A 21,543-nucleotide genomic window follows, 5' to 3' on the forward strand; every position below is an offset into this window, starting at 1 on the left:
TCTGTGGCTCGGGCGGGTGACAGCAGGGAGGAAGCCGTGGCCACGCTGCGGGAGATCGTCATCGACTGCCGGGACGCACCGGCGCTGGCCCGGTTCTGGGCCGCGGCCCTCGACGGCTACGAGGTGCGCGCGTACGACGACGCCGAGGTGGCCCGGCTCGCGAGTCTCGGGCTCACACCCGAGACCGACCCGACCGTGGCGGTCGACGGGCCGGGCCCCACGCTGTTCCTCCAACAGGTGCCGGAGCCCAAGACGGTCAAGAACCGGGTGCACGTGGACCTGTCCGCGAACGACCGGATGGCCGAGGCGGCCCGGCTCGTCGACCTGGGCGCGTCCATCGTGGCGCAGCAGGACTCCTGGACGGTCCTGGGGGACCCGGAGGGCAACGAGTTCTGCGTGGCCGACGCCGACTGACGGCGGGCGGCCGCCGGCCACCGCATCATCGGCCGAACGCGCACGAACCTGCTCGGGCGCCGGCGGGCGCCGTCGGGCGCCGTCGGTCGCGTCGGGACCGAGGGTCACCGCGCGTTCGGACCAGGGTCAGCGGTGGATGCGCGCGCGCCAGTCGGCGGGGACGCGGCCGGCCGGTCCGGGTGTCGGCTGGTCCACCGGGTGTGAGCTCGGTGGGGCCAGTTCCGGACCCGTGACCGTGGTTTCGGTGCGGAAGTTCCAGTACCAGTCCTCGCCCGGCTCGAACGAGCGCATCAGCTCGTGCCCGGTCTCGCGGAAGTGGGCGGTGGAGTGCCGGCTGGGTGAACTGTCGCAACAACCGACGTGCCCGCACGCGGCGCACCGGCGCAGGTGCACCCACCAGCCGCCCGCGACCTCGCACTCCTGGCAGCCGGTCCCGCTCGGGGGCACGGTGGCATCGATCTGGGGGCCGTCACTCATCGCGGTGCCTCTCTCGGTCGGTCGGGTCCTCAGGCGGTCGTGACCCGGTCGCGGAGCACGTCGATCCAGCCGGAGTGCACCTCGGTGCGGGCGAGGTAGTCGTGCAGCGGCTGGCCGTCGGCCCGCACGGCGACGCCGAGGAGCAGGAGCGCCTGCCCGCCACGGGTCACCTCCATGAGGGTGCGCAGGTCCGCCGGCCAGGTCAGCACCGGGCCCCGTTTGGCGTGCGTGAGCGCCAGCGCGGTGGCCTCCGGTTCCGAGGGGACCGGCTCGATGTGGAACCGGGGCTTGACCGTGCGGGCGAACACCGGTGGGTGCTCGGCCTCGAACCGGCCCGCATCGGGCAGACCGAGGGCGTCGGCGAGGTCGGCGATCACGCCCGGGTCGTCGGTGGGCGTCAGGACCAGATAGGGCAGCCGACCCGTGATCGTCGACACGGACCCGGTGGCGAGGTCGATCGAGGTGTGCGCGACTCTCCGCAGGACGTGCTTCGTGGCGCCCATGCGCGACCGGGCCCCTTCCGAACCGACGGTGGCAGCGATGACTACGCCCAAACGTACCCGGCGCGCGCAGTTTTGTGACCCCCGTTCCGGGCACGGATCTGCGTGCCGCCTGCCACCGGCCCGGCCCGCGTGGCCTCACCGGGCGCCGACGACCGGCTCGAAACGTGCGGCATCGCTGCGGAAGTGTCCCGACGCCGTCGTCTCCAGCCGGACCGCGGCGGTCTCCGGTGCGAGGTCGAAGAAGCCGAGTTGTCGCCACGCCCCGGCGTCCGCCTTCTGGTCGACGACCACCACCACGTCGCCGTCGGAGGTCACCACCGTGTACGGCGCTGCGGTCGTCGTGGTCGCGTTGCCGGGGAACCACACGCTCACCCGGTACCGGCCCGCCGGGGTGCCGGCGGCCCAGGAGCACGCGGCCCCCGTGAGTCCACCCGCGTACCGGCTGGGGCTGCCGTCGTGACCGGGCAGGCTGCTCGGGCTCCAGGTGCCGGACTCGGCGTAGCCGGGGTCCTCGTTGTCGACGAGGATGATCCCGGCCTGGTCCACCGCCGTGATCGCGACGGCCGTGGCCGCGGAGGCATCGCCGAGGTCGAGCACGATCTCGTGCTGGGAGCCGGCCACGGCGTCGGTGGGCGCGGTCAGGGTGAACTCCACGTCCACCGAACTCTCCGCGGCCAGGTCGACGGGGACAGCCGCCGGAACGATCGTCCAGCCGGGCGGCGTCCGGAGCGTCGCGTCGCCCCGGACCGGGGCCTGCGCCTGGCTGCGGATCGTGGCGGTGAGCGTCGTGGCGGCACCGGGCGCCGCCACCGGCGCCGCGGTCAGGGCCTCGATGGCCGGGCGCAGGGCGGCCGCGTCGACCGGCAGGAAACGGGTCGCGTCGATCCGGTGGAACCCGGGGTTGCGCACCTCGACCTGGACGAAGCCGTCGGAACCGGCCTCGAACTCGAACCGGCCGAGGGTGAACCAGCCGTTCGCGCCGGCCTGCTGGTCGACCTCGAACTCGTCCACGCCGCCCAGGTGATGCACCGTGTAGATCGCCGCCCGGGTGGTCTCGGGGTTCGTCGGGTACCAGATCGCGACGTCGTAGTGGCCGCCGGTCCGCAGGTCCGGGCGCCAGGTGGCCGTGCCACCGAGTTTGCCCTCCTCGCTGAACCGGGTCGCCGTGCCGTTCCAGCCCGCGAGGGTGCTGGGCAGCCAGAACCCGGACTCCGCATAGCGGGGCCACAGGTCGGAGTTGTCGACGATGACCTCCGAGCCGGCGATCTGGATGGTCAGGGCACGCTCGGCGCCGGTCTCGAGGGTCGCGACGAGGCGGTGCCCGGTGCCGGGGCGCGCCGAGGCGGGCGAGGTGAGGGTGAAGGCGTACTCGCGCTCCTCGCGGCCGGGCACGTCGTAGGTGACCGTGGTGGCCGTGGCCGTCCAACCAGCGGGCACGCTCACGGTGAGCGTGCCGGAGAGTGCGAGCGGGCCGACGTTGAGGACGGCCAGGGTCACCTCGGTGGATCCACCGGGCAGCGCGAGGCGGGACGGCGCTGCCGTGAGCGCCGAGATCCGCAGTGGCGCCAGAACGGTCACGTCGGCACCGTCGAGGTCCGCGGTGCCACCGGACCAGCCGGCGGTCGCGGCCAGGGTGACGGTCCCCGCGGGCTGCGCGGCCGGGACCGTGACGTCGAAGCTCCAGTCGGCGGAACCGCCGGCCGGCACCAGGCTCGGTGCGTCGACGGGCTCCGCGGTCCAGCCGTCAGGTAGGCCCAGCTGGACCTGCGCCGACGTCAGGTCGGAGTCGGTGCCGTTGCGGACCCGGACGCGGGCCCGAGTGGTGTCACCCGGCGTGGTGTCCGGGCCGATCTCGATCTCGCCGGAGGCGTCCATGCCAGGAGGGCAGATCCCGGTGACGGACGGCGGAAGCCGTAGCGTGTGCTCGGTCGTGGCGGTGTCGGCGTTCGTGAGCCGGTAGCCGAACGTGGCCGTGGGGTCGTCGACACCGATGGTCCATTCGTAGGGGAACACCTTCGCCGGTGCGTCCTGCCAGTCCTGCTCGCCGACCCGGTAGCTCAGGGTGGTGGGCGTCTCGGTGTCGATCTGGACGTACGCGTCGTAGCCGTCCCGGGCCGGCCGCGGCAGCAGCAGCGCACGGACCAGGCCGAAGTTCGACGCCGGATCGGTGTCCTCCTCGTGGAAGCTCGCGTCCGAGCGGTCCGTCGCCGTGGGCACCCAGTGCCACGGGACGTCGATGGTCACCTCCCGGATCACGACGGCGCGCAGCCCCTTCGCCGGGACCTGCACGCGCAGCCTCCCGCCGCGGATGGTGGTGCTCTCCCGGGTGCCGTCCGCGTTGATCAGCTCGGCCCGGTACCGGGCCCGCGTCTGCAGGCCGGTGAGTTCCGGGGAGAACGTCACGGTGGCCATGGTGGGGGTGTCCGCCTCGCTCGTCAGGCTCAGATAGAGGCTGTCGTTCCCGACGGCGGTGATCCAGTTGAGCTGATGGTCCGAGACGTCCACGATGCCGGGCGGGAAGTACGGCCAGACACCGTCCTCGCCGTAGAACGTGCCGGGTGCGTGCCCGTACGTGGAGTACTTGAAGAACACGTAGTTCGACTCGAACTGACGGGGGAAGCTGATCTGCCCTGCGGATCGGGTGAGGTGCTCGGTGATCAGGTAGTCGAGGGCGAGGCCGAGCTGGGCCGGGATGTGGTGGAAGTAGATGCAGGTGGTGCCGGGCGGGCCGGTGAGCGGGAAGTCCGGCTTCATGTTGGCGGCCACGAACTGGCGGTTGTAATAGCCCGGATAGTTCGTGAACCGGCCGACGACCAGGTTGTGCGCGACCTCCCGGATCAGGGTGTCGCCGGTGTGCTGTGCGAGGCGGAGCAGGAACGGCGCCCACACCGGGATCATCGAGAATCCGCCGCCGGGGTTCTCGATGCCACGGCCGATCTTGAAGGTGCTCAGTTGCTCGAAGGTCACCCCGCTGGTCGAGACGGTCCAGGCCGGCACCGACTCGGTGGGGATGTCGTCGAGGGGGTAGTCCGGCAGGACCGGGCTGTCCGACCACCGGTCGAGTTGGGCATCGATGAACGGTTGGTTCGGGACTCGGACGTTCCCGCGCGGAACGGGGCGGACCTGCGTCTGGGTGATGTAACGGCGGGCCTCGGCGAGCGAGGCGTCGAGGAAGTCGGTCTCCCCGGTGAGCTCGAACAGGACGAGCAGTTCGGTCCAGGCCTTCGAATAGTTGTAGCCGAAGCCGTTCTCGCCCTGGTTCGTTGTGTAGGCGGTGACGATGTTGTCCCGGAGGTAGCGCCGCCCCTCGGCCCTCGCCTCGGCCAGGTAGGCGGGGTTGCCCGTGAGTTCGTAGGCCTGCAGCGGCGTGCTCATCGGGGTCCGGGCGTCCTTGGCGGGGCGCTGGGCGATCATGCGCATGGCGAGCCGGTGCAGGCCCGCGCTCTGGCCGCGGGTCTGCCGGTAGAGCGGAACCAGGGTGGAGGCGTCGCCCGGGATCTGCCCGACGCGGTACTTCTCGAGGCTGCCGTAGACCGGCTTGCCCTTGATCGGCGAGTGGCCGATGTCGGCCCGGGACAGCTGGTACTCGATCAGGGGCAGGGCGCGACGCGCGTAGAGGTCCCCCCGGCCGGTCAGGTAGAACGCGGACAGCAGCACCCCGGCGATCGGCGTCCGGACCGACTGGTCGTTCTCGATGTCGACGAACCCCTTCGCGCGGTTCCACCACCCGCTGAACGAGGGGACGAAGTCCTCGCTGTCGTCGTCGGCCGGCTCGATCATGGTCAGGTCGATCAGGTTGAACACGGTCTGGGTCAGCGAGGTGTCGAAGATGTTCGCGCGGTAGTCGGTGTAGCCGTACTCGTCGTGGACCACCTCGGCGTACGCCTCGTGCAACGGCCCGGACCGGGCGCAGACCCCGAACGCGTAGCCGAAGGACTCGCCCGCCTCGAGGGCGGACCGTCGCCCGGCCTGGGGTGCGTACGCGACCGGCTGGACGTCGCGGGTGTCGTTGCGCAGGCTCATCCCGAACGGTTGCCCGTCCGGCCCGAGCTCGCGTTCGTGTTCGAACTCCAGGACGTCGCGCGGGGTGTACAGGCCGAGGGTGACGGGGGCGTCGTCGATGCGGTGCTCGGCCAACGTCATCGGTGCCATGAGCTCCCAGGCGCCGAGGGACTGGGCGTCCTCGATCACCCGGGCGTGCTGGCGGGTCCCGCACAACACCTCGTCGACGTCCTCGGCTGCCAGCGTGTCGAACGACTGGTAGCCGACCACGTAGTGCTGGGCCTGCGCCGCGGTCACGGTCCACTGCAGTTCGGGATCGCTGCCCTCGAGGTTCCAGCGGACCACGAGGTCGTACACACCGGGCACGCTGCTGCGCAACTCCACGGTGCGCCGGCCGACCTGTTCCATCGAGTCGAACGCGACCCAGTTCGAGTGCATCGACGCGTAGTAGTCGTTCGGGCTCCCCTCCTCGCCGGTGAACACCACCCACTGCTCGTCGAAACGCCGCTCGGGTGAGGTCACCGGCAGCCAGCCGGACGGGGTGCGCACCTCGAGGTCGCGCACGTAGGTGCCGCCGCCGGTCCAGGCGGCCCGGTGCATGGTCAGCCGGTGCCGAGGACCGGTGACCTGGAGCAGTTCGGTCAGTTCGAGATCCGGCATCTCGATCCGGCGCAGAGCATCCGGTAGCGGCAGGTTCGTCACCGAGTCGGCCGCGGCCGCGGTCGGGTTCATCGCGCCGAGCACGGGCGGCAGGACCGCGGCACCGACGAGGAGGCGGATCGCCGACCGCCTGGACATGCCGGCAACACTATCTGGAGTGGTGATCGCACTTATGGCTTCATCGCGCATGTCGTAGATAGTGCATGCACACCGGCGGGAGCGTCAAGACACTCGCTTGCGGGGACGTGGCCTGGCCGGGCCACGTCGGCGAGTCGTCCGCAGTCGCCGACGCGTCAGGGGTGCGCGCGTGCCGCGAGTGTCCCCACGAAGCGCGCGATGTCCGCGGGCCGCTCCTCGGCCATGAAGTGACCCGCCCGGAGCGGCTCGTAGGTCAGGTCGGCCGCCCAGGCGCCCCACAGTTCGGCGGCGTCGAAACCGAGCCGGGCGCCCCAGTCCTGGGAGATCACGCCGACCGGCATCCCGAGCCTCGTCCCGGCGGCGCGGTCCGCACGGTCCATCTCGAGATCGATGCCCGCAGTGGCGCGGTAGTCAGCGACGATCGAGTCGACGGCGGCCACCGAACTGTCGATGTAGTACTGCCGGACGCGGGGGGTGAACGTCGCTCCGTCGGTGTCCCAGGCGTCCAGGAAGGAGCCGAAGAACTCGGGTGCGACTGCCGAGATCATCTTCTCCGGGAGCCCCGCAGGCTGAGCCATGAGGTACAGGTGCCAGGCCACCTTGGCGTCGACACCGTGCAACACGCCCCAGGTGTCCAGGGTCGGGAGCACGTCGAGGATCCCGAGGTAGCGCACCGTGTCCGGGTGGTCGAGGCCGGCCCGGACACCGACGAGGGCGCCGCGGTCGTGGCCCACCAGGCCGAAGCGGTCGTGGCCGAGCGCGGCAGCCACCTGCACCACATCCGCGGCCATCGCCCGCTTGGAGTAGGTGTGCGGGTCCGTCCCGGACGGCTTGGCACTGCGCCCGTAGCCCCGCAGGTCCGGCACGATGACGGTGTGCTCGGCGGCGAGCTCGCGTGCGACGTCGCGCCACATGTAGTGGGTCTGCGGGAAGCCGTGGAGCAGGACGACGGCGGGGCCGGTGCCTGCGTGGGCGACGTTCAGTTCGAGGCCGTCCTCGCCGGGCAGCGTCTGGTAGTCGAATCCATCGATGGTCAGATCGGTCATGGTGCGTCCTTCGGGTCCGTGGGCGGTTCGGCTGTGGGGTGACCGGAGAAGATTCCGGCGGGTAGGTCGTGCGCGGGTGCCGTGGCACGCAGAGCCGGGATCAGGACCGTGTCGATGAGCGCATCGAGGTAGCCGTCGTCGATCCGGAGGCCGTTGAGTCGGCGGAGCAGGATCACCGAGCCGGTGATCTCCTCGAACGGGAAGGGGTCCACGCCCTCGGGGAGTTCGCCGCGCGCCACGGCCGCCCGGATCACGGAGGCGGGGAGCCGGGAGCCGGTCGGACCGACGGCCCGTTCGATCTCCTCGCACAGCTCCGGATCCTCGAGGCCGGCCTGGAGGAGGAGCATCGCCGTCTGGCCGTCTGCGGACCGCATCGTGGTCACGAGGCGCCGACAGAGTGCGCCCAGATCGCCGCGCAGGCTCCCGGTGTCGATCCGGTCCCCGTCGTCACGGCGGGCGGGCCCGGCCTTGAGGGCGGCGATCACCATGTCCCGCTTCGTCTTCCAGCGGCGGTACAGCGTGGCCTTCGACGCATGCGCACGGCGGGCCACCTCCTCGAACGTGACGGCCTCGTAGCCGCGCTCGGCGAGCAGCGAGGTGACCGCGCCGAGGATCTCGACCTCGCGCTGATCGTCCCGAGGGCGCCCACCGGGGCGGCCTGTTGACGGTGTGCTCGAGCTCAGATCATTAGGATACGACACGTACCGTATCGTAACATGACCCGCGTCCGCTCCTGCTCCGCCGGCCCGGCGGAGCAGGAGCCTCGAACTATCGGGCCGGAGCGACCTCCTGGCCGCTGCCCACGGTGCGTAGCCTCGGACGGTCCGGGACCCGGTCGGCCGGGGTGGCGGCCCGGTCGCGTCGGTGCTCGGTCTCGGCCGGTCCCGGCGCGTCGCCGTCAGGTGCCAGCGAGCGCCGCAGCATCGTCCGAGCTCGCTGATAGCGGCTCGTGGCCGTGGAGGACGGGATATCGAGCACCCGGGCAGCCTCCGCGACCGTGAATCCGTCCCAGTGCACGGTGCGGATCAACTCCGCGAGGTCCGGCTCCAGGCGGTCGACGGCGTCGCGGACGTCGAGGCCGGCGTCCGCGGCTCGTGCGTCGGTGCCGTCGTGGTGGCGGCGCAACTGATGGCCGAGGTTGGAGCGTCGCCGCCCGCTACGGCGTGCGTTGAGCACCGTGTTGCGGGCGATCCCGAAGAGCCACAATCTGGCGTCGTGTCCGTTGTCCGGGAGGTCGTCGGCGCGGCGCCACGCCGCCACCAGGACCTCGCTCAGAACGTCCTCCGCCTCGTCCGGACCGAGCCGGTACTCGCAGTAGCGCAACAGGTCCCGCGCCGAGGTGGTCAGGACGTCCTGGAGAATGGCCTCGGCACGCACACGATCGCTCACCAGTCCGCACCCGGGCACCAGGCCTGGCCGGAGTAGCTGACTCCGGCGGCGTCGGTGTCGAAGCCCTGGCTCCGCAGTTCCGCGGTGACGAGGTCGCTGATGGCTCGTCCCAACGCCAGCCCGTACTCCATGTCGGCCGACATCGGCTGCGCATCGGGATCATCGGCGGACACCTCGGTGCCGTCCTCACCGCCGCTCGCGTCCTCCTGGCGTATCTGGGCGATCATCGCGTCGACGTCAGCCAGGGCGAGGACGTCGTTGTCGCGGAAGAACTCGCGTGTCGCTTCGACGGCCTCCGGGTCGCCGCTACTGCCGACGTCGCCGATGCGTTCCTCACAGACCGCGCCGCTCGGCAGGGTGTAGGTGAAGATCACATCGGCTTCCTGGGCCCAGGGCAGCCAGTCGGCGTCGGTGACCGTGGCCGCCGCGGCTCCCGCGCCGGCCAGGCCGAGCACGACGGCGGCGCTCACCGCGGTCAGGTGCCTGCGGGTCCGGCCGGGCCGAGGTGGGATGGCTGCCGTGCGTGCCTCGGCCACGAGGGTTGCCAGGTCCGTCTCGGTGGCGGCGCCAGCCAGGGGGGCCGGCGGGCTCGAGGCGTTCAGCAAGGCGTCGAGGTGGTCATCGTCGGTCTGGCGTGGCGAGGTCATGTCGGCTCCGATCGTGGGGTGCTCCTACCCCCTACATGTCCGGACCGCGCCCCGATGCCGACGCGGCATGGCATCGGTCGTGCCGGTCGGGTCGGGTCGGGTCAGCGCACCAGGGCGCGTAGGTTGCGCAACGCCACGGACACCGGCGCCACTCCGGCACCGACGAGCGCGGCGATCGTGCCGATCGACTCCTCGGCCCGGGTGAGGGTGACCCCGCCGGTCTCGGCCCACGCCGCGATGCGTTGATCGGGGGCCGAGCCGGCGTCGGTGGCCGCCTGTACGGTGCGGGTCAGGGCGGCCAGGGTGCCGTACAGGTCGTCACGCATGGCGGACCGGGCCAGGGCGTCCCAGCGGTTGTCGAGCGGCAGAGCGGCGACCTGGATGAGCAGGTCGTCGATCCGGAGCCGGGCCGAGAGGGCGTAGTACAGGCCGGCCAGGTGACGCGGGTCCTCTCCGCAGGTGCTGGCGAGTTCCATCACGTCGAGCAGGGAGAGGGCCGGGAGCAGGCCGGCGGCCCGCCGCGCGAGCGGGGCGGGGACCCCGGCGTCGGTCAGCGCGTCGGCACGCTCGGCGAACCGGGCGGACTCCTGGTCGCGGAGCAGGTCCGGCAGGTCCTCGATCAGGTCGCGGACCCCGCCTGCGAACTCCTCGACGGCCTCGCCCACCTGCGCCTCCTCCGGTCGGTGGTGCACGAACCAACGGGACGCGCGGTCGAGCAGTCGGCGGAAGTCCAGGTACAGCTGGGTCTGAACCGCGGTGTCGACCAGGTTGTCGAGGGCCTCGACCTGGGCGACGTAGTCCTCCAGCGCGAAGATCTCCCGGCTGGCCACGAACGCCCGGGTGATCTGCTCGCTGGAGGCACCGGTCTCGTCCGCGGCCCGGAACGCGAACGTGATCCCGCCGCGGTTGACCATCGAGTTCACGACCGAGTTCACGATGATCTCCCGGCGCAGCGGGTGCTCGGCGAGGCGCTCGGGATAGGCCTGGCGCAGCGGCGCCGGGAAGTACTCCGCCAAGGTGCGGGAGAACCAGGGCCCGTCGGCGAGGCCGGAGTCGGCCAGGTCTGCTTTCAGGGCGAGTTTCGCGTACGCCACCAGCACCGCGAACTCGGGCCGGGTCAGGCCCGACCCGGCGACGTCCCGTTCGGCGATCTCGGCGTCCGTTGGCAGGAACTCAAGCGCGCGGTCGAGTTCGCCGCGGCCTTCGAGCCACTGGATCAGCCGCTGGTGCACCGCCAGCATCTCGTGGGCGTGCGCTCGGGAGTTGCCCAGGAGGACGTTCTGTACGTAGTTGTCCCGGAGCACCTGCGCGGCCACCTCGTCTGTCATCGAGGCGAGCAGTTCGTTGCGTTGGTCCATGGTCAGCTCGCCGTCGCGGGTGAGCGCGGTGAGCGCGATCTTGATGTTCACCTCCCGGTCCGAGGTGCCGACCCCGGCGGAGTTGTCGATGGCGTCGGTGTTGATCCGCACCCCGTGCGCGGCCGCCTCGATCCGGCCGAGCTGGCTGACGCCGAGGTTGCCACCCTCGACCAACACCTGGCAGCGCAGTTCGCGGCCGTCCACGCGGATGGCGTCGTTGGCACGGTCGCCGATCTCGGAGTGGGCCTCGACCGACGCCTTCACATAGGTGCCGATCCCGCCGTTGTAGACGAGGTCGACCGGGGCGAGCAGGATCGCGTGGATCAGTTCGGCGGGGGTCAGACTCGTCACGTCGTCAGCCAGGCCGAGGGCTGCTCGCGCCTCGGCGCTGACCGGCACGGACTTCGCCGAGCGGGAGAACACGCCGCCGCCGGTGCTGATCAGATCCGGGGCGTAGTCCGCCCAGCTCGACCGCGGTAGGTCGAAGAGGCGCCGCCGCTCCGCGAAGGAGGCTGCGGCGTCGGGCGTGGGATCGATGAAGACGTCGCGGTGGTCGAAGGCGGCGACGAGGCGGATGTGCTCCGACAGGAGCATGCCGTTGCCGAACACGTCCCCGCTCATGTCCCCGATGCCGACCACGGTGAAGTCCTGGCTCTGCGTGTCCAGCCCCACCTCGCGGAAGTGGCGCTTCGTCGACTCCCAGGCACCGCGGGCGGTGATGCCCATCTCCTTGTGGTCGTACCCGGCGGACCCGCCGGAGGCGAACGCGTCGTCCAGCCAGAACCCGTACTCCGCGGAGATCGAGTTCGCCAGGTCGCTGAACGCGGCGGTGCCCTTGTCCGCGGCCACGACCAGATAGGGGTCGTCACCGTCGTGGCGGACCACCCGTTCGGGCGGGACCACGGTGGTCCCGACCCGGTTGTCGGTGACGTCGAGCAGACCGCGGATGAACTCCGAGTAGGCGGAGCGGCCCTCCGCGAGCCAGGCCGCCCTGTCGGCCGTGGGGTCGGGCAGCTGCTTCGCGAAGAAGCCGCCCTTGGACCCGGTCGGGACGATCACCGCGTTCTTGACCATCTGCGCCTTGACCAGGCCGAGTACCTCGGTGCGGAAGTCCTCGCGCCGGTCGCTCCAGCGCAGCCCGCCACGGGCCACGGCTCCGAAGCGCAGGTGCACGCCCTCCACCTGCGGTGAGTACACCCAGATCTCGAACCGTGGCTTCGGGGACGGCAGGCCGGGGACCAGGTGGCAGTCCAACTTGAGGCTCACCCGCGCGGCGGGCTGGCCGTCGTCGTCGACTGCACCGGACCTGAAGTAGTTCGTGCGCAAGGTGGCGGCGATCACGCCCACGAAGGCGCGCACGATGCGGTCCTGGTCGAGGCTGGCCACCTGCTCGAGGTCCGCGTCGATCTCCGCGGTGATCCGGGCCTGGGCGGCGTCCCGATCGGCGGCCCCGGCTGTGCTGTCGGGGTCGAAGCGCGCCTCGAACAGGGCCACCACCCGCGCGGCCAGGACCGGGTTCGCGACGAGCGCCGCCTCGAGGTACTCGACGCTGAACGTCGACCCGATCTGGCGCAGGTAGCGGGCGACCGTGCGCAGGATGACCACCTGCCGCCAGGTCAGCCCGGCCCGCAGCACGAGCGCGTTCAGACCGTCGCTCTCCGCGTGGCCGGTGCGCACCGCCAGGAAGGCGTCCTCGAAGGAGGCGGCCGTGTCGGCGCCCGCAGCCCAGAGGTCGGCACTCGGCGCCCGCAGCCCGAAGTCGTAGATCCGCACGTCGGATCCGTCCGCGTCGTCACGGACCGTGTAGGGGCGTTCGTCGGCGACCACCACGCCCAGGTCACTGAAGGTCGGGAGCATGTCGGTCAGGCTGAGCGGTTCCCTGCGGTAGACCTTCAGGCGCCGTTCGGTGGGGTCGCCGCGGTCAGGGTCGTATAGGTGCACGCGGGTGTCGCCGGTCGTGAGCCCCTGGAGCTGGGCCAGGTCGTGGGTCGCGGTGTCGGCGTCGAAGTCCTCCTTGTACGCCTCCGGGAACCCGTGGACGAAACGCCCACCTGCGCCCACGTCGTCGGCGGGGGAGACGTGCAGCGCGTCGAGGAGATCCTCCTCCCAGGTGCGGGTCGCCTTCAGGAGCTGCTCCTGGACCGCGGCAGTGTCCACCTCGGGGATGTCGGCGTCGCGCGGGACCCGGACCACGAAGTGCAGCTGTGCCAGCGGTGACTCGCTGACCCGGGTGGTGAAGTCCACGTGCTCGGCGCCGTACGCCTCGGTCAGGATCGACTCCATCCGAAGCCGGACCACCGTGTTGTACCGGTCCCTGGGGATGTAGACGAGGGCGGAGACGAACCGGCCGAACTCGTCCTTGCGCAGGAAGAGCTTGGCCTTACGGCGTTCCTGGAGGTAGAGGACGTCGGAGGCGACGTCCCAGAGCGTGTCCACGTCGGTCTGGAGCAGTTCATCGCGCGGGTAGGCCTCGAGCACCCCGAGCAGATCCTTGGCCGAGTGCGAGTGCGCGGCGAAGCCGCTGCGCGCGAGGACCGCGCGGACCTTCTCCGCCGCGATCGGAAGACGCAGGACCGAGTCCGCATACGCCGTCGACGTGAACATCCCGAGGAACCGACGCTCGCCGGTGACGTTCCCGTCCGCGTCGAACGTCCGGATGCCGATGTAGTCCAAGTAGACGGGACGGTGCACGGTGGCCCGCGAGTTCGCCTTCGTGATGGTCAGCAGCCGCGGCTCGCGGGCGTTCTCCCGGGCCTCCGGTCGCAGCCGCGAGTACTGATGGTCGGCATCCGGCTCGCCGCGCAGGATCCCGAGCCCGCTACCGGCCACGGGACGGAGCACGTCCTCACCGTCGACCGTGTCGAGGTCGTACTCGCGGTACCCGAGGAAGGTGAAGTGGTCGTCGACGAGCCAGCGCAGGAATCGCTCGGCGGGCTCGACCTCGGCAGGGTCGACGGTGGGCGGCACGCCCGCCTCCAACTGGCTGGCGATCGCCTCGCACGCGTGCCGCATCGCGGTCCAGTCGGCCACGGCACGACGCACGTCCCCGAGCACGGCCTCGAGCCGGTCCGTGAGCTCGGAGCGGGCCGTCTCCGTGGGGATCCGGTCGATCGCGATGTGCATCCACGACTCGACGGTTCCGGCGGCCGTGGGCGGACGCTCGTCCCGCAGTTCCGTGAGCGCGCCGGTGGCGTCCCGCCTGACCACCAGCTGGGGGTGGACGATCAGGTAGACCACACGGCCGTGGTCGGAGAGTGCCGCGGTGACGGAGTCCACCAGGAACGGCATGTCGTCGGTGCAGATCTGCACGATCGTGTGCTTGCTCTGCCAACCGTCGTCGTCGACCGTCGGCGTGAACACCCGCACCAGGGTGGCCTCGGCTTCGCGCTGTTGCGCGAGCGCCCACATCGAGCGGACCATGCCGTGCAGGTCGCGGGGCTCACGCTCGGCGAGGTCCTCGGTCGCGACGTGCTCGAGGACCCGGTCCACGAGCCTGATCACGTGGTGCTCGCCGGCCTGTTCGGCGAGGTCGGTGACCGCCGCCAGGATGGCCTCCCGAGTCGATCCGGTCGAGAGGTTCGCTGCCGAGGTCATTGCCCACCCATCGAGTCGCCGTCGAATCGCGCCGCGCCTACACGCCGGAGTCTAGCCAGAACGTCGGGCCCGGGCAGGTCGGCCGCGATCGGTGCCGGTGCGGTTGCCTCGCCGCGGAAACAGGGTCCGGGCGGAATGGATGGGCCGGTAGTGTGCACCCCACGTGCCCGTCGTGTGCGGGCGTCCCCCAAAGAGGAGAACGATGTCCGTACTCGATGCGACCATGAGCGGCGAGTGGGTGTTCGACCCGTCCCACACACGGGTGGGCTTCTCCGCCAGGCATGCGATGGTGACCAAGGTCCGTGGCGCCTTCAACGAGGTAGACGGCCGGATGCTCGTGGACCCGGACGGTCCCGCGAAGTCCTCCGTCGAGGTCCGGCTCGCCGTCGCGAGCATTGACACCCGCAACGGCCAGCGGGACGACCACCTGCGCAGCCCCGACTTCTTCGACGTCGAGACCCACCCCGAGATCGTGTTCCAGAGCACCTCGGTCGATGAGATCGAGGACGACACCTACATGGTGGTCGGTGACCTGACCATCCGGGACATCACGAAGCAGGTCGCGATCCCGATCACCCTGATGGGTGTCGAGCGCGACCCGATGGGCAACCTGCGCGCCGGATTCGAGGGCACCCGTCGGGTGGACCGCCGCGACTTCGGTCTCGAGTGGAACGTCCCGCTCGACACCGGCGGTGTGCTCGTCTCGGAGAAGATCACGCTCGAGTTCGAGATCTCCGCGGTGAAGTCGGAGGCCGCGCCCGCCGAGGCCGGCGTCGCCGACGAGGGCGCCGGCCTGGCCACGGCCGGGGACGGGCCGGCCGATGCGGTGAACCCGGAGCTCACCGACGCGCAGGTCCCGGTCGACGCCCCGGACGCACCGGACAACCAGCAGGCTCAGCCGGTCGGTGCCCAGCAGCCGTCCCCCTGGGAGCCCCCGCCCGGTCACCGGTACTGAGCGTCCGGCCCGGACAGACCGACGCCGGCCCACCACCCGACCAGGGACGGTGGGCCGGCGTCGTCTCCGGGTCAGGCCGACCGCAGCCAGGCCGGGCTCAGCACACCGTCGGGGTCGACCGAGGCGCGTACCCCCGCCAGCCGCTCGTACACGTCGGCCGGCCACAAGGCCCGGTAGGACTCGGCGGAGCCCACGTTCCCGAACGAGACGGTCTCGTGCTCGGCCAGCCACGGGGTCAGGGCCCCCTTGAACTCCTCGAACGCGGTGGCGGCCGCCCCGAGGGCGGGGGGCGGACCGGCGGCGACGACCGAGACGGCCGCGATGGCGCCGCGGCCGGCGGTCGCCGAGCCCTCGGGCACGTCCACCGCCGTTGCCGCGCCGAGGTGCCGCAGCTCGACGACCATGATCGGGCTGCCCGGTGCCGCCGCCGTGGACAGCAGCACGTCCACGAAGTCCTGGTCAAGGCGCCGGAGCAGCGTTCCGCCCGACCACGACGACCCTGGCTCCTCCGGGTCCGCGTGGATGCGTGCCACCTGCGCCAGCGGCAGTTCGCCGAGTTCGTCCGTCAGCGCCGGCGCCAGGGCGCGCAGCGGCGCGGCCAGCCGCTCGCCGTCGGCGGCCGGGCCCGCGTACGCGAACCGCAGCGACAGCACCCGCTTGCCACGCAGGTGCTCGGGGATGAACGGCAGCGGCGGCATCGTGATCAGGGCGACGGACGTGTTCACCTCGCCCGACGCCGTCGGGAGCCAGTCCACCCAGCCACGCAGGACCTGTTCCCGGTACTCCTCGTCGAACATCAGGTTCCCGGCGTACAGGGCCGGCACCTCCGCGACCTCGATGGTGATCTCCGTGACGACCCCGAGGCCGTACTTGCCACCGCGCAGGGCCCAGAACAGGTCCGGGTTCTGCGTCGCGGACGCCGTGAGGAGGGAGCCGTCGCCGGTCACCACCCGCAGGGCGCGCACCCAGTCGGTGCTGAACCCGTGACTGCGGGCCAGGGGCCCGAGGCCGCCGCCCAAGGTGTACCCGACCACGCCCACGTGGGTGGAGGAGCCGGTCACCGGGGCCAGACCGAGCGGGGCGGTCTTCTCGATCACGGCGGCCCAGCGGGCGCCGGCTCCGATCGTGACGAGCCGGGCCGCCGGATCGACGCTCACGGCGTTCAGTTCGTGGGTGAGCAGTTGCAGGCCGGACGTGACCGGCACATGGGAGCCGTGCCCGGTGGCCAGGACGTCGACCGGGAGCCCGTGCGCGGCGGCGAAGGCGACGGCGGCGCTCACGTCCTCCTCGGAGGCGGCGGACACGGCCAGGTCCGGATCGTGCGTGACGGCGAGGTTCTGACCGCGGACGGCATCCGCGAAGCCCGGCTCGCCGCGCAGGAGCACGGTGCCGGAGACGGTGGATCGGAGGCTGGTGACGTCTGATTCGCTGAGTGTGGTCACGGGCGAAACGGTAGGCCGGGGGGCCGACATTCGGACAGGCGTTTTCGCCGAGGGCGATGAGGCAGGCACGGCGTCGGCCACCGGCGGCCGCGTGCACGGGGCCGGAATAGCCTCGCCGACCGCCGCGTTGCCGTCTGATGGCGCGGTCCCCACCGTCTGCGTCCCACACGTGAAAGGTCACCATGTCGCTCCCGCTGTCCCTGCTCGATCTGGCCACCGTCGGAAAGGGCGAGACAGCCCGGGAGGCTCTCGAGGGCAGCGTGGCGCTGGCCCGTGCCGCCGAGCGCACCGGCTTCCACCGGGTCTGGTACGCCGAGCACCACAACAGCCCCGGCATCGCGTCCTCGGCCACCGCCGTGCTGATCGCGCACGTCGCCGCGAACACCCGGTCCATCCGCCTCGGTTCCGGCGGGATCATGCTGCCGAACCACTCTCCGCTGACGATCGCCGAGCAGTTCGGCACGCTCGCCTCGCTGCACCCGGGCCGGATCGATCTCGGGCTCGGCCGCGCCCCGGGCACGGACCAGGTCACCATGCGGGCGCTGCGACGGGACGCGACCTCCTCGGACACCTTCCCCCGCGACGTGCAGGAACTGCAGGGCTACCTCAGCGGCGAGAGCCTGCTGCCCGGAGTCGAGGCCTACCCCGGCTCCGGCACGAACGTGCCGCTCTACATCCTCGGCTCGTCCCTGTTCGGCGCCCAGCTGGCCGCCGCCCTCGGCCTGCCGTACGCGTTCGCCTCCCACTTCGCCCCGGCTGCCCTGGAGCAGGCGGTCGCGGTCTACCGACGTGACTTCACGCCGTCGGACCAGCTCGCCGAGCCGTACGTGATCGCCGGTGTCGGGGTCGCGACCGGTGAGACCGACGCCGAGGCGCAGGCTCAGCTGCTCGCGACCCAGCGCAGCCGGGTCGCCCTGATCCTCGGCGGCAAGCGTGACTTCACCGACGACGAGGCGGACATGGTGCTCGCCTCGCCGCAGGGCCAGCACCTGCTCGAGATGATGCGCTACACCGCCGTCGGCACGGTGGACGCCGTCGGGGAGTACCTGACCACGTTCGCCGCGCACGCCGACGCCGACGAGTTGATCGTCGCCCTGCACGCGACCACCGTGGCCGACCGGCTACGGGCCGCGGAACTGGTGGCGCAGGCCGGTGGGTTGACCGCGGACTGAAGCTCCGCCGTCGGGCCCGGCCGGTTCGGGGTAGTGCGCGAGCGCCCGCCGCGCGGCGGCCCGGATCTGGGCGGCCATCGACGCGGGCTCCAGGACCGTCACCTCGGGTGCGAAGAGCACCGCCACGGCCGCCATCACCTCGCTCTGGCGCACCGTGACCCGCCAGGTCTGCGCGCCGCCGGGCACGGACGGTGGCTCGACCTCGATCCGGCTGCCGGACGCGACCTGCATGTCGACCAGCCGGCGCAGCAGGGCGGCCCGGTCCGGCTGCACCAGCAACGTCACCGGCACCGGGCGGAGCTGGTCGGAGAACCGGGTTCGCAGTTCCTCCCAGATCACCGCGAGCGGCCGGTCGTCGACCGGGGTGCTCGGCGCGCTCAGCACCACCGCCCGGCCGATCCTGGACACCCGGTAGCTGCGGACCCTCCCGCGATGCTCGGCGACCAGGTACCAGCGACTCGAGTGGTCGACGATCCCGATCGGGTCGACGGTGCGGACCCCGGGAGTCGTCTCCGTGGCCGATGTGTAGGTCATCCGCACCCGACGGCGTCCGAGCACCGCCTCCCGCAGCTGCGGCAGCAGCGGCACGGCCTCGGCCGCGGAGAACCAGGTCCGGCGGTCCGCGAGCACGACGCCCCCGAGGGTCTCGGCATGTTCGACGGCCCCGCTCGGCGCGGTCGCGGCGACCTTGGCCAGCGCCGACGACAGCGCCGAGCCGAGCCCGAGCTGGTCGGCCGCCTCCCGGCCGGTCCAGGCGAACAGGGCCTGCGCCTCCGGAGGAGTCAAGCCCGAGGCGCTGGTGGTGAAGCCGTCCATCAGGACGCACCCGCCGCCACGGCCCCGCTCGGTGAACACCGGCACGCCGGCCGCGGACAGCGCGTCCATGTCCCGCAGGATCGTCCGCTCGCTCACCTCCAGCCGCTCCGCCAACCAGGACGCCTTCGCTCGCCGGTGGCGCTGCAACAGCATCAGCAGGTGCAGCAACCGGTCCGCGCGCATGGTGTCGAGACTCTCACGCAAACCTGACAGAAGATGTCCGGTTTGCGCGATGGACTTGTTCCGACGGGCCGCTCCGGCCCATGACCGAGCAAGGAGAACCGCCATGACCAGCACCGCAACCGCACCTCGGACCGACCCCCGACCACTGCTCGCCCGGGCGCTGGACCAGACCGGCGCACTGATCGCGGGCACCGAGGTGGACCAGTCCTCGCTGCCGACCCCCTGCGACGAGTTCGACGTGGCCGCCCTGGTGGGGCACCTGCAAGGGGTAGTGCGCCGGATCGGCGTGGTGCTGGAGGGGCGCCCGTTCCACGAGGCGCCGAGCCACGTCGACAGCACTGACTGGGTCGGCGACTGGGAGTCCGGCCGGGCCGCCACCGATGCGGTGCTCGCCGACGACGAGTCGCTGACGCGCACCGTCACCGTCCCCTGGGGCCAGGTCCCCGGCGCCGCCGCGGTCGGCTCCTACCTCGGCGAGCTGACCGTGCACGCCTGGGACCTGGCCGCCGCCACGGGGCGCACCGACGGGCTCGACGGCGGACTCGCCGAGATCGCCCTGGCCGCGTACGAGCGGATGCTCCCGGCCGAGCCGCGCGGCGGCGACGTCCCGTTCGGGGACCCGGTCCCGGTGCCCGCGGACGCCGATCCGTACGCGCGCCTCGTCGCCTGGACCGGACGCGATCCGTTCTGGACGGCCGGCTGAGTCGGGCCGAGCGCGCACCTGCCATGCTGGGGGCATGTCGCCGGCCGCCGAGACCGCCCTGACCGCCCCGGAGCGACCGGCCCTGTCCGTGGCGCTCGTCCCCGCGATCGGGGTCAGCCTGTCCGCGTTCCTGCTCTTCGGCCTGCAGGTGCCCGGCTGGGGGCACGCGCTCCTGGTCGCCAGCCTGGCCGGGGCGTTCGCGGTCGGCCGGGAACTGGGCAAGGACCTGACCCTGATCGGCCTCGGCATCGCGATCGTCTCCGTGACCTCGGTCGAGGCCGACGTCAGCTGGGACCGGTTCTTCACGATCGGGATCGTGCTCGCGCTCGCGGTCACGGTCCCGTTCCTGGTCGACCGGTTCGTCTACAAGCGGCGGGCGATCCGGTTCCCGTGGCGCACCGGCCAGCCGTGGACGCGGTTGGAGAAGTCCTACATCGTCATCGTCCCGGTGCTCGGGTGGCTGATCCTGCCGTTCTACTTCATCGACTCCGGCGCCTACCTGAACTGGCCGCACATCACCGACGCCAGCGAGCTCGGCCGGTTCTTCGTGGGCGTGAACGCCGTCGGCACCTGGGACGAGCTGTTCTTCATCTGCACCTGCTTCGCGCTGTTGCGCCGGCACTTCCCGATGTGGCAGGCGAACCTGCTCCAAGCCACGATCTTCGTGTCGTTCCTGTGGGAACTCGGCTACCGCGAGTGGGGGCCGCTGCTCACCGCACCGTTCGCGCTGCTGCAGGGCTTCATCTTCTCCAGGACCGGGTCGCTGACGTACGTGCTGATCGTGCACCTGCTGTTCGACCTCATGGTCTTCCTCGCGATCGTGCACGCGCACAATCCGGGTGTGATCCCGATCTTCCTCATCTGAGGGAATAACGCCGGCGCCGTCCGCCTTGAGGCTCCCAGTACATGCAAACGCATCGAGCGGAGTGATGATGGCAGAGATCGAGCTCGGGTTGGACACGTTCGGCGACGTCACGGTCGGCGGCGACGGCCGGCTGCTGAGCCATGCCGAGGTGATCCGCAACGTGGTCGCCGAGGGGGTCCTCGCCGACGAGGTGGGTGTCGACTTCATCGGCATCGGGGAGCACCACCGCGACGACTTCGCGGTCTCCGCCCCGGACGTGGTGCTCGCCGCGATCGCGTCGCGTACCTCGCGGATCCGGCTCGGGTCCGCCGTGACCGTGCTGAGTTCGGACGACCCGGTCCGCGTGTTCGAACGGTTCTCCACCCTGGACGCGATCTCCGACGGGCGCGCCGAGGTGATCCTCGGCCGGGGCTCGTTCATCGAGTCCTTCCCGCTGTTCGGGTACGACCTCAAGGACTACGACACCCTCTTCGAGGAGAAGTTCGACCTGTTCACGCACCTGCTCGAGGAGGGACCGGTCACCTGGAGCGGGACGGTGCGGGCGGCGCTGTCGGAACAGACCGTGTACCCGCCGACGGCGTCCGGCGCCCTGCGTACCTGGCTCGGGGTCGGCGGGTCGCCACAGTCCGTGGTGCGGGCCGCGCAGTACGGCGTCCCCCTGATGCTCGCGATCATCGGGGGCGCGCCGGAGCGGTTCGCGCCCTACACGGACCTGTACCACCGCGCGCTCGAGCAGTTCGGCCGCGAGGCACTGCCGATCGGCGCCCACTCGCCCGGCCACGTCGCCGCGACCGATGCCCAGGCCAAGGAGGAGTTCTTCGGCCACTACGCGGCCGGCATGGCCCGGGTCGGCGCCGAACGTGGCTGGGCGCCGATGACCCGGGACCGGTTCGAGGAGGAGGTGGGCGCTGACGGCGCGCTCTTCGTCGGCTCCCCGGAGACCGTCGCGGCCAAGATCGTCCGGACCGTCAACGCTCTCGGCCTGTCCCGGTTCGACCTCAAGTACAGCGCCGGCACCCTCCCGCACGAGCTCGCCGTGCGCCACATCCAGCTCTACGGCCGTGAGGTCATCCCCGCGGTGCGGACGGCGCTCGCGGAGGCGTAGCGCCGGGCTGTGATGCAGCAACCCTCCGGCCGCGAAGCAGGACCCACGCGGTGCGGGCGTGGCCGCGGTCGGGG

Annotated in this window: 16 protein-coding genes; 6 read left to right on the forward strand and 10 right to left on the reverse strand. The window is 71.6% G+C overall.

The features are described 5' to 3' along the window. The first annotated feature begins 36 nt into the window (after positions 1 to 36). Entirely contained in the window at positions 37 to 414 is a 378-nt protein-coding gene (locus EXU48_RS08845; protein WP_133107295.1) for a VOC family protein, read from the forward strand. Positions 415 to 540: 126 nt separating this feature from the next. Here the strand turns inward: EXU48_RS08845 and EXU48_RS08850 are convergent, their stop codons facing one another. The 8 genes from EXU48_RS08850 to EXU48_RS08885 form a co-directional block, all read right to left on the reverse strand. Continuing rightward, a complete protein-coding gene (locus EXU48_RS08850; RefSeq protein ID WP_133107296.1) occupies positions 541 to 891 on the reverse strand; it encodes a UBP-type zinc finger domain-containing protein in 351 nt (116 codons plus the stop codon). A 29-nt stretch (positions 892 to 920) separates the two neighbouring features. After that, positions 921 to 1,394 carry a hypothetical protein gene (locus EXU48_RS08855; protein WP_133107297.1) on the reverse strand — a complete coding sequence of 158 codons (474 nt, stop codon included), beginning with the start codon at positions 1,392 to 1,394 and terminating at the stop codon, positions 921 to 923. 135 nt (positions 1,395 to 1,529) lie between these two features. After that, positions 1,530 to 6,194, reverse strand: a complete 4,665-nt coding sequence (locus tag EXU48_RS08860; protein WP_133107298.1) for a golvesin C-terminal-like domain-containing protein — start codon at positions 6,192 to 6,194, stop codon at positions 1,530 to 1,532. 155 nt (positions 6,195 to 6,349) lie between these two features. After that, complete coding sequence (locus EXU48_RS08865; RefSeq protein ID WP_133107299.1) at positions 6,350 to 7,240, reverse strand: alpha/beta fold hydrolase; 891 nt, start codon at positions 7,238 to 7,240, stop codon at positions 6,350 to 6,352. Continuing rightward, on the reverse strand, positions 7,237 to 7,941 hold the full coding sequence (locus EXU48_RS08870) for a TetR/AcrR family transcriptional regulator (RefSeq protein WP_235856922.1): 705 nt from the start codon (positions 7,939 to 7,941) through the stop codon (positions 7,237 to 7,239). The genes EXU48_RS08865 and EXU48_RS08870 overlap by 4 nt, the downstream gene beginning before the upstream one ends. Before the next feature lie 67 nt (positions 7,942 to 8,008). Further along, positions 8,009 to 8,629: an RNA polymerase sigma factor gene (locus tag EXU48_RS08875; RefSeq protein ID WP_235856923.1), complete on the reverse strand. Its 621-nt coding sequence runs from the start codon at positions 8,627 to 8,629 to the stop codon at positions 8,009 to 8,011. Beyond that, the gene (locus EXU48_RS08880; protein WP_133107300.1) at positions 8,626 to 9,276 is read right to left on the reverse strand and encodes a hypothetical protein; all 651 of its coding nucleotides are present in this window, start codon (positions 9,274 to 9,276) and stop codon (positions 8,626 to 8,628) included. The genes EXU48_RS08875 and EXU48_RS08880 overlap by 4 nt, the downstream gene beginning before the upstream one ends. A gap of 101 nt (positions 9,277 to 9,377) precedes the next feature. Beyond that, on the reverse strand, positions 9,378 to 14,228 hold the full coding sequence (locus tag EXU48_RS08885; protein WP_133107301.1) for an NAD-glutamate dehydrogenase: 4,851 nt from the start codon (positions 14,226 to 14,228) through the stop codon (positions 9,378 to 9,380). A gap of 202 nt (positions 14,229 to 14,430) precedes the next feature. Here EXU48_RS08885 and EXU48_RS08890 point away from each other — a divergent pair, with 202 nt between their 5' ends. Further along, a complete protein-coding gene (locus tag EXU48_RS08890) occupies positions 14,431 to 15,183 on the forward strand; it encodes a YceI family protein (RefSeq protein ID WP_133107302.1) in 753 nt (250 codons plus the stop codon). Positions 15,184 to 15,254: 71 nt separating this feature from the next. Here the strand turns inward: EXU48_RS08890 and EXU48_RS08895 are convergent, their stop codons facing one another. Beyond that, positions 15,255 to 16,625 (reverse strand): FAD-binding oxidoreductase, encoded by a 1,371-nt coding sequence (locus EXU48_RS08895; protein ID WP_165962737.1) that lies wholly within the window; start codon positions 16,623 to 16,625, stop codon positions 15,255 to 15,257. A 182-nt stretch (positions 16,626 to 16,807) separates the two neighbouring features. Here EXU48_RS08895 and EXU48_RS08900 point away from each other — a divergent pair, with 182 nt between their 5' ends. Beyond that, positions 16,808 to 17,797, forward strand: coding sequence for an LLM class flavin-dependent oxidoreductase (locus tag EXU48_RS08900; protein ID WP_133107304.1), 990 nt, complete (start codon positions 16,808 to 16,810; stop codon positions 17,795 to 17,797). Here EXU48_RS08900 and EXU48_RS08905 read toward each other — a convergent pair. Beyond that, positions 17,747 to 18,817, reverse strand: coding sequence for a helix-turn-helix transcriptional regulator (locus EXU48_RS08905; protein ID WP_165962738.1), 1,071 nt, complete (start codon positions 18,815 to 18,817; stop codon positions 17,747 to 17,749). The two genes, EXU48_RS08900 and EXU48_RS08905, sit on opposite strands and share 51 nt — an antisense overlap. Before the next feature lie 82 nt (positions 18,818 to 18,899). On the opposite strand from EXU48_RS08905, the gene EXU48_RS08910 reads away from it, so the two are divergent. From EXU48_RS08910 to EXU48_RS08920, 3 genes are all read left to right on the forward strand, one after another. Then, positions 18,900 to 19,499, forward strand: coding sequence for a TIGR03086 family metal-binding protein (locus EXU48_RS08910; protein ID WP_133107306.1), 600 nt, complete (start codon positions 18,900 to 18,902; stop codon positions 19,497 to 19,499). 34 nt (positions 19,500 to 19,533) lie between these two features. Beyond that, positions 19,534 to 20,364 (forward strand): CPBP family glutamic-type intramembrane protease, encoded by an 831-nt coding sequence (locus EXU48_RS08915; RefSeq protein WP_133107307.1) that lies wholly within the window; start codon positions 19,534 to 19,536, stop codon positions 20,362 to 20,364. A 64-nt stretch (positions 20,365 to 20,428) separates the two neighbouring features. After that, positions 20,429 to 21,469: an LLM class flavin-dependent oxidoreductase gene (locus EXU48_RS08920; protein WP_133107308.1), complete on the forward strand. Its 1,041-nt coding sequence runs from the start codon at positions 20,429 to 20,431 to the stop codon at positions 21,467 to 21,469. Positions 21,470 to 21,543: the final 74 nt, after the last annotated feature.

It is taken from the genome of Occultella glacieicola, from assembly GCF_004353825.1.
Classification (GTDB): domain Bacteria; phylum Actinomycetota; class Actinomycetes; order Actinomycetales; family Beutenbergiaceae; genus Occultella; species Occultella glacieicola.

What these genes read in the sequence shown, in the direction of transcription:
- EXU48_RS08860 (WP_133107298.1), bottom strand. Translation starts at nt 6,194, where the DNA reads ATGTCCAGGCGGTCGGCGATCCGCCTCCTCGTCGGTGCCGCGGTCCTG.
- EXU48_RS08920 (WP_133107308.1), top strand. Translation starts at nt 20,429, where the DNA reads ATGATGGCAGAGATCGAGCTCGGGTTGGACACGTTCGGCGACGTCACG.
- EXU48_RS08850 (WP_133107296.1), bottom strand. Translation starts at nt 891, where the DNA reads ATGAGTGACGGCCCCCAGATCGATGCCACCGTGCCCCCGAGCGGGACC.
- EXU48_RS08890 (WP_133107302.1), top strand. Translation starts at nt 14,431, where the DNA reads ATGTCCGTACTCGATGCGACCATGAGCGGCGAGTGGGTGTTCGACCCG.
- EXU48_RS08855 (WP_133107297.1), bottom strand. Translation starts at nt 1,394, where the DNA reads ATGGGCGCCACGAAGCACGTCCTGCGGAGAGTCGCGCACACCTCGATC.
- EXU48_RS08915 (WP_133107307.1), top strand. Translation starts at nt 19,534, where the DNA reads ATGTCGCCGGCCGCCGAGACCGCCCTGACCGCCCCGGAGCGACCGGCC.
- EXU48_RS08885 (WP_133107301.1), bottom strand. Translation starts at nt 14,228, where the DNA reads ATGACCTCGGCAGCGAACCTCTCGACCGGATCGACTCGGGAGGCCATC.
- EXU48_RS08910 (WP_133107306.1), top strand. Translation starts at nt 18,900, where the DNA reads ATGACCAGCACCGCAACCGCACCTCGGACCGACCCCCGACCACTGCTC.
- EXU48_RS08880 (WP_133107300.1), bottom strand. Translation starts at nt 9,276, where the DNA reads ATGACCTCGCCACGCCAGACCGACGATGACCACCTCGACGCCTTGCTG.
- EXU48_RS08865 (WP_133107299.1), bottom strand. Translation starts at nt 7,240, where the DNA reads ATGACCGATCTGACCATCGATGGATTCGACTACCAGACGCTGCCCGGC.
- EXU48_RS08900 (WP_133107304.1), top strand. Translation starts at nt 16,808, where the DNA reads ATGTCGCTCCCGCTGTCCCTGCTCGATCTGGCCACCGTCGGAAAGGGC.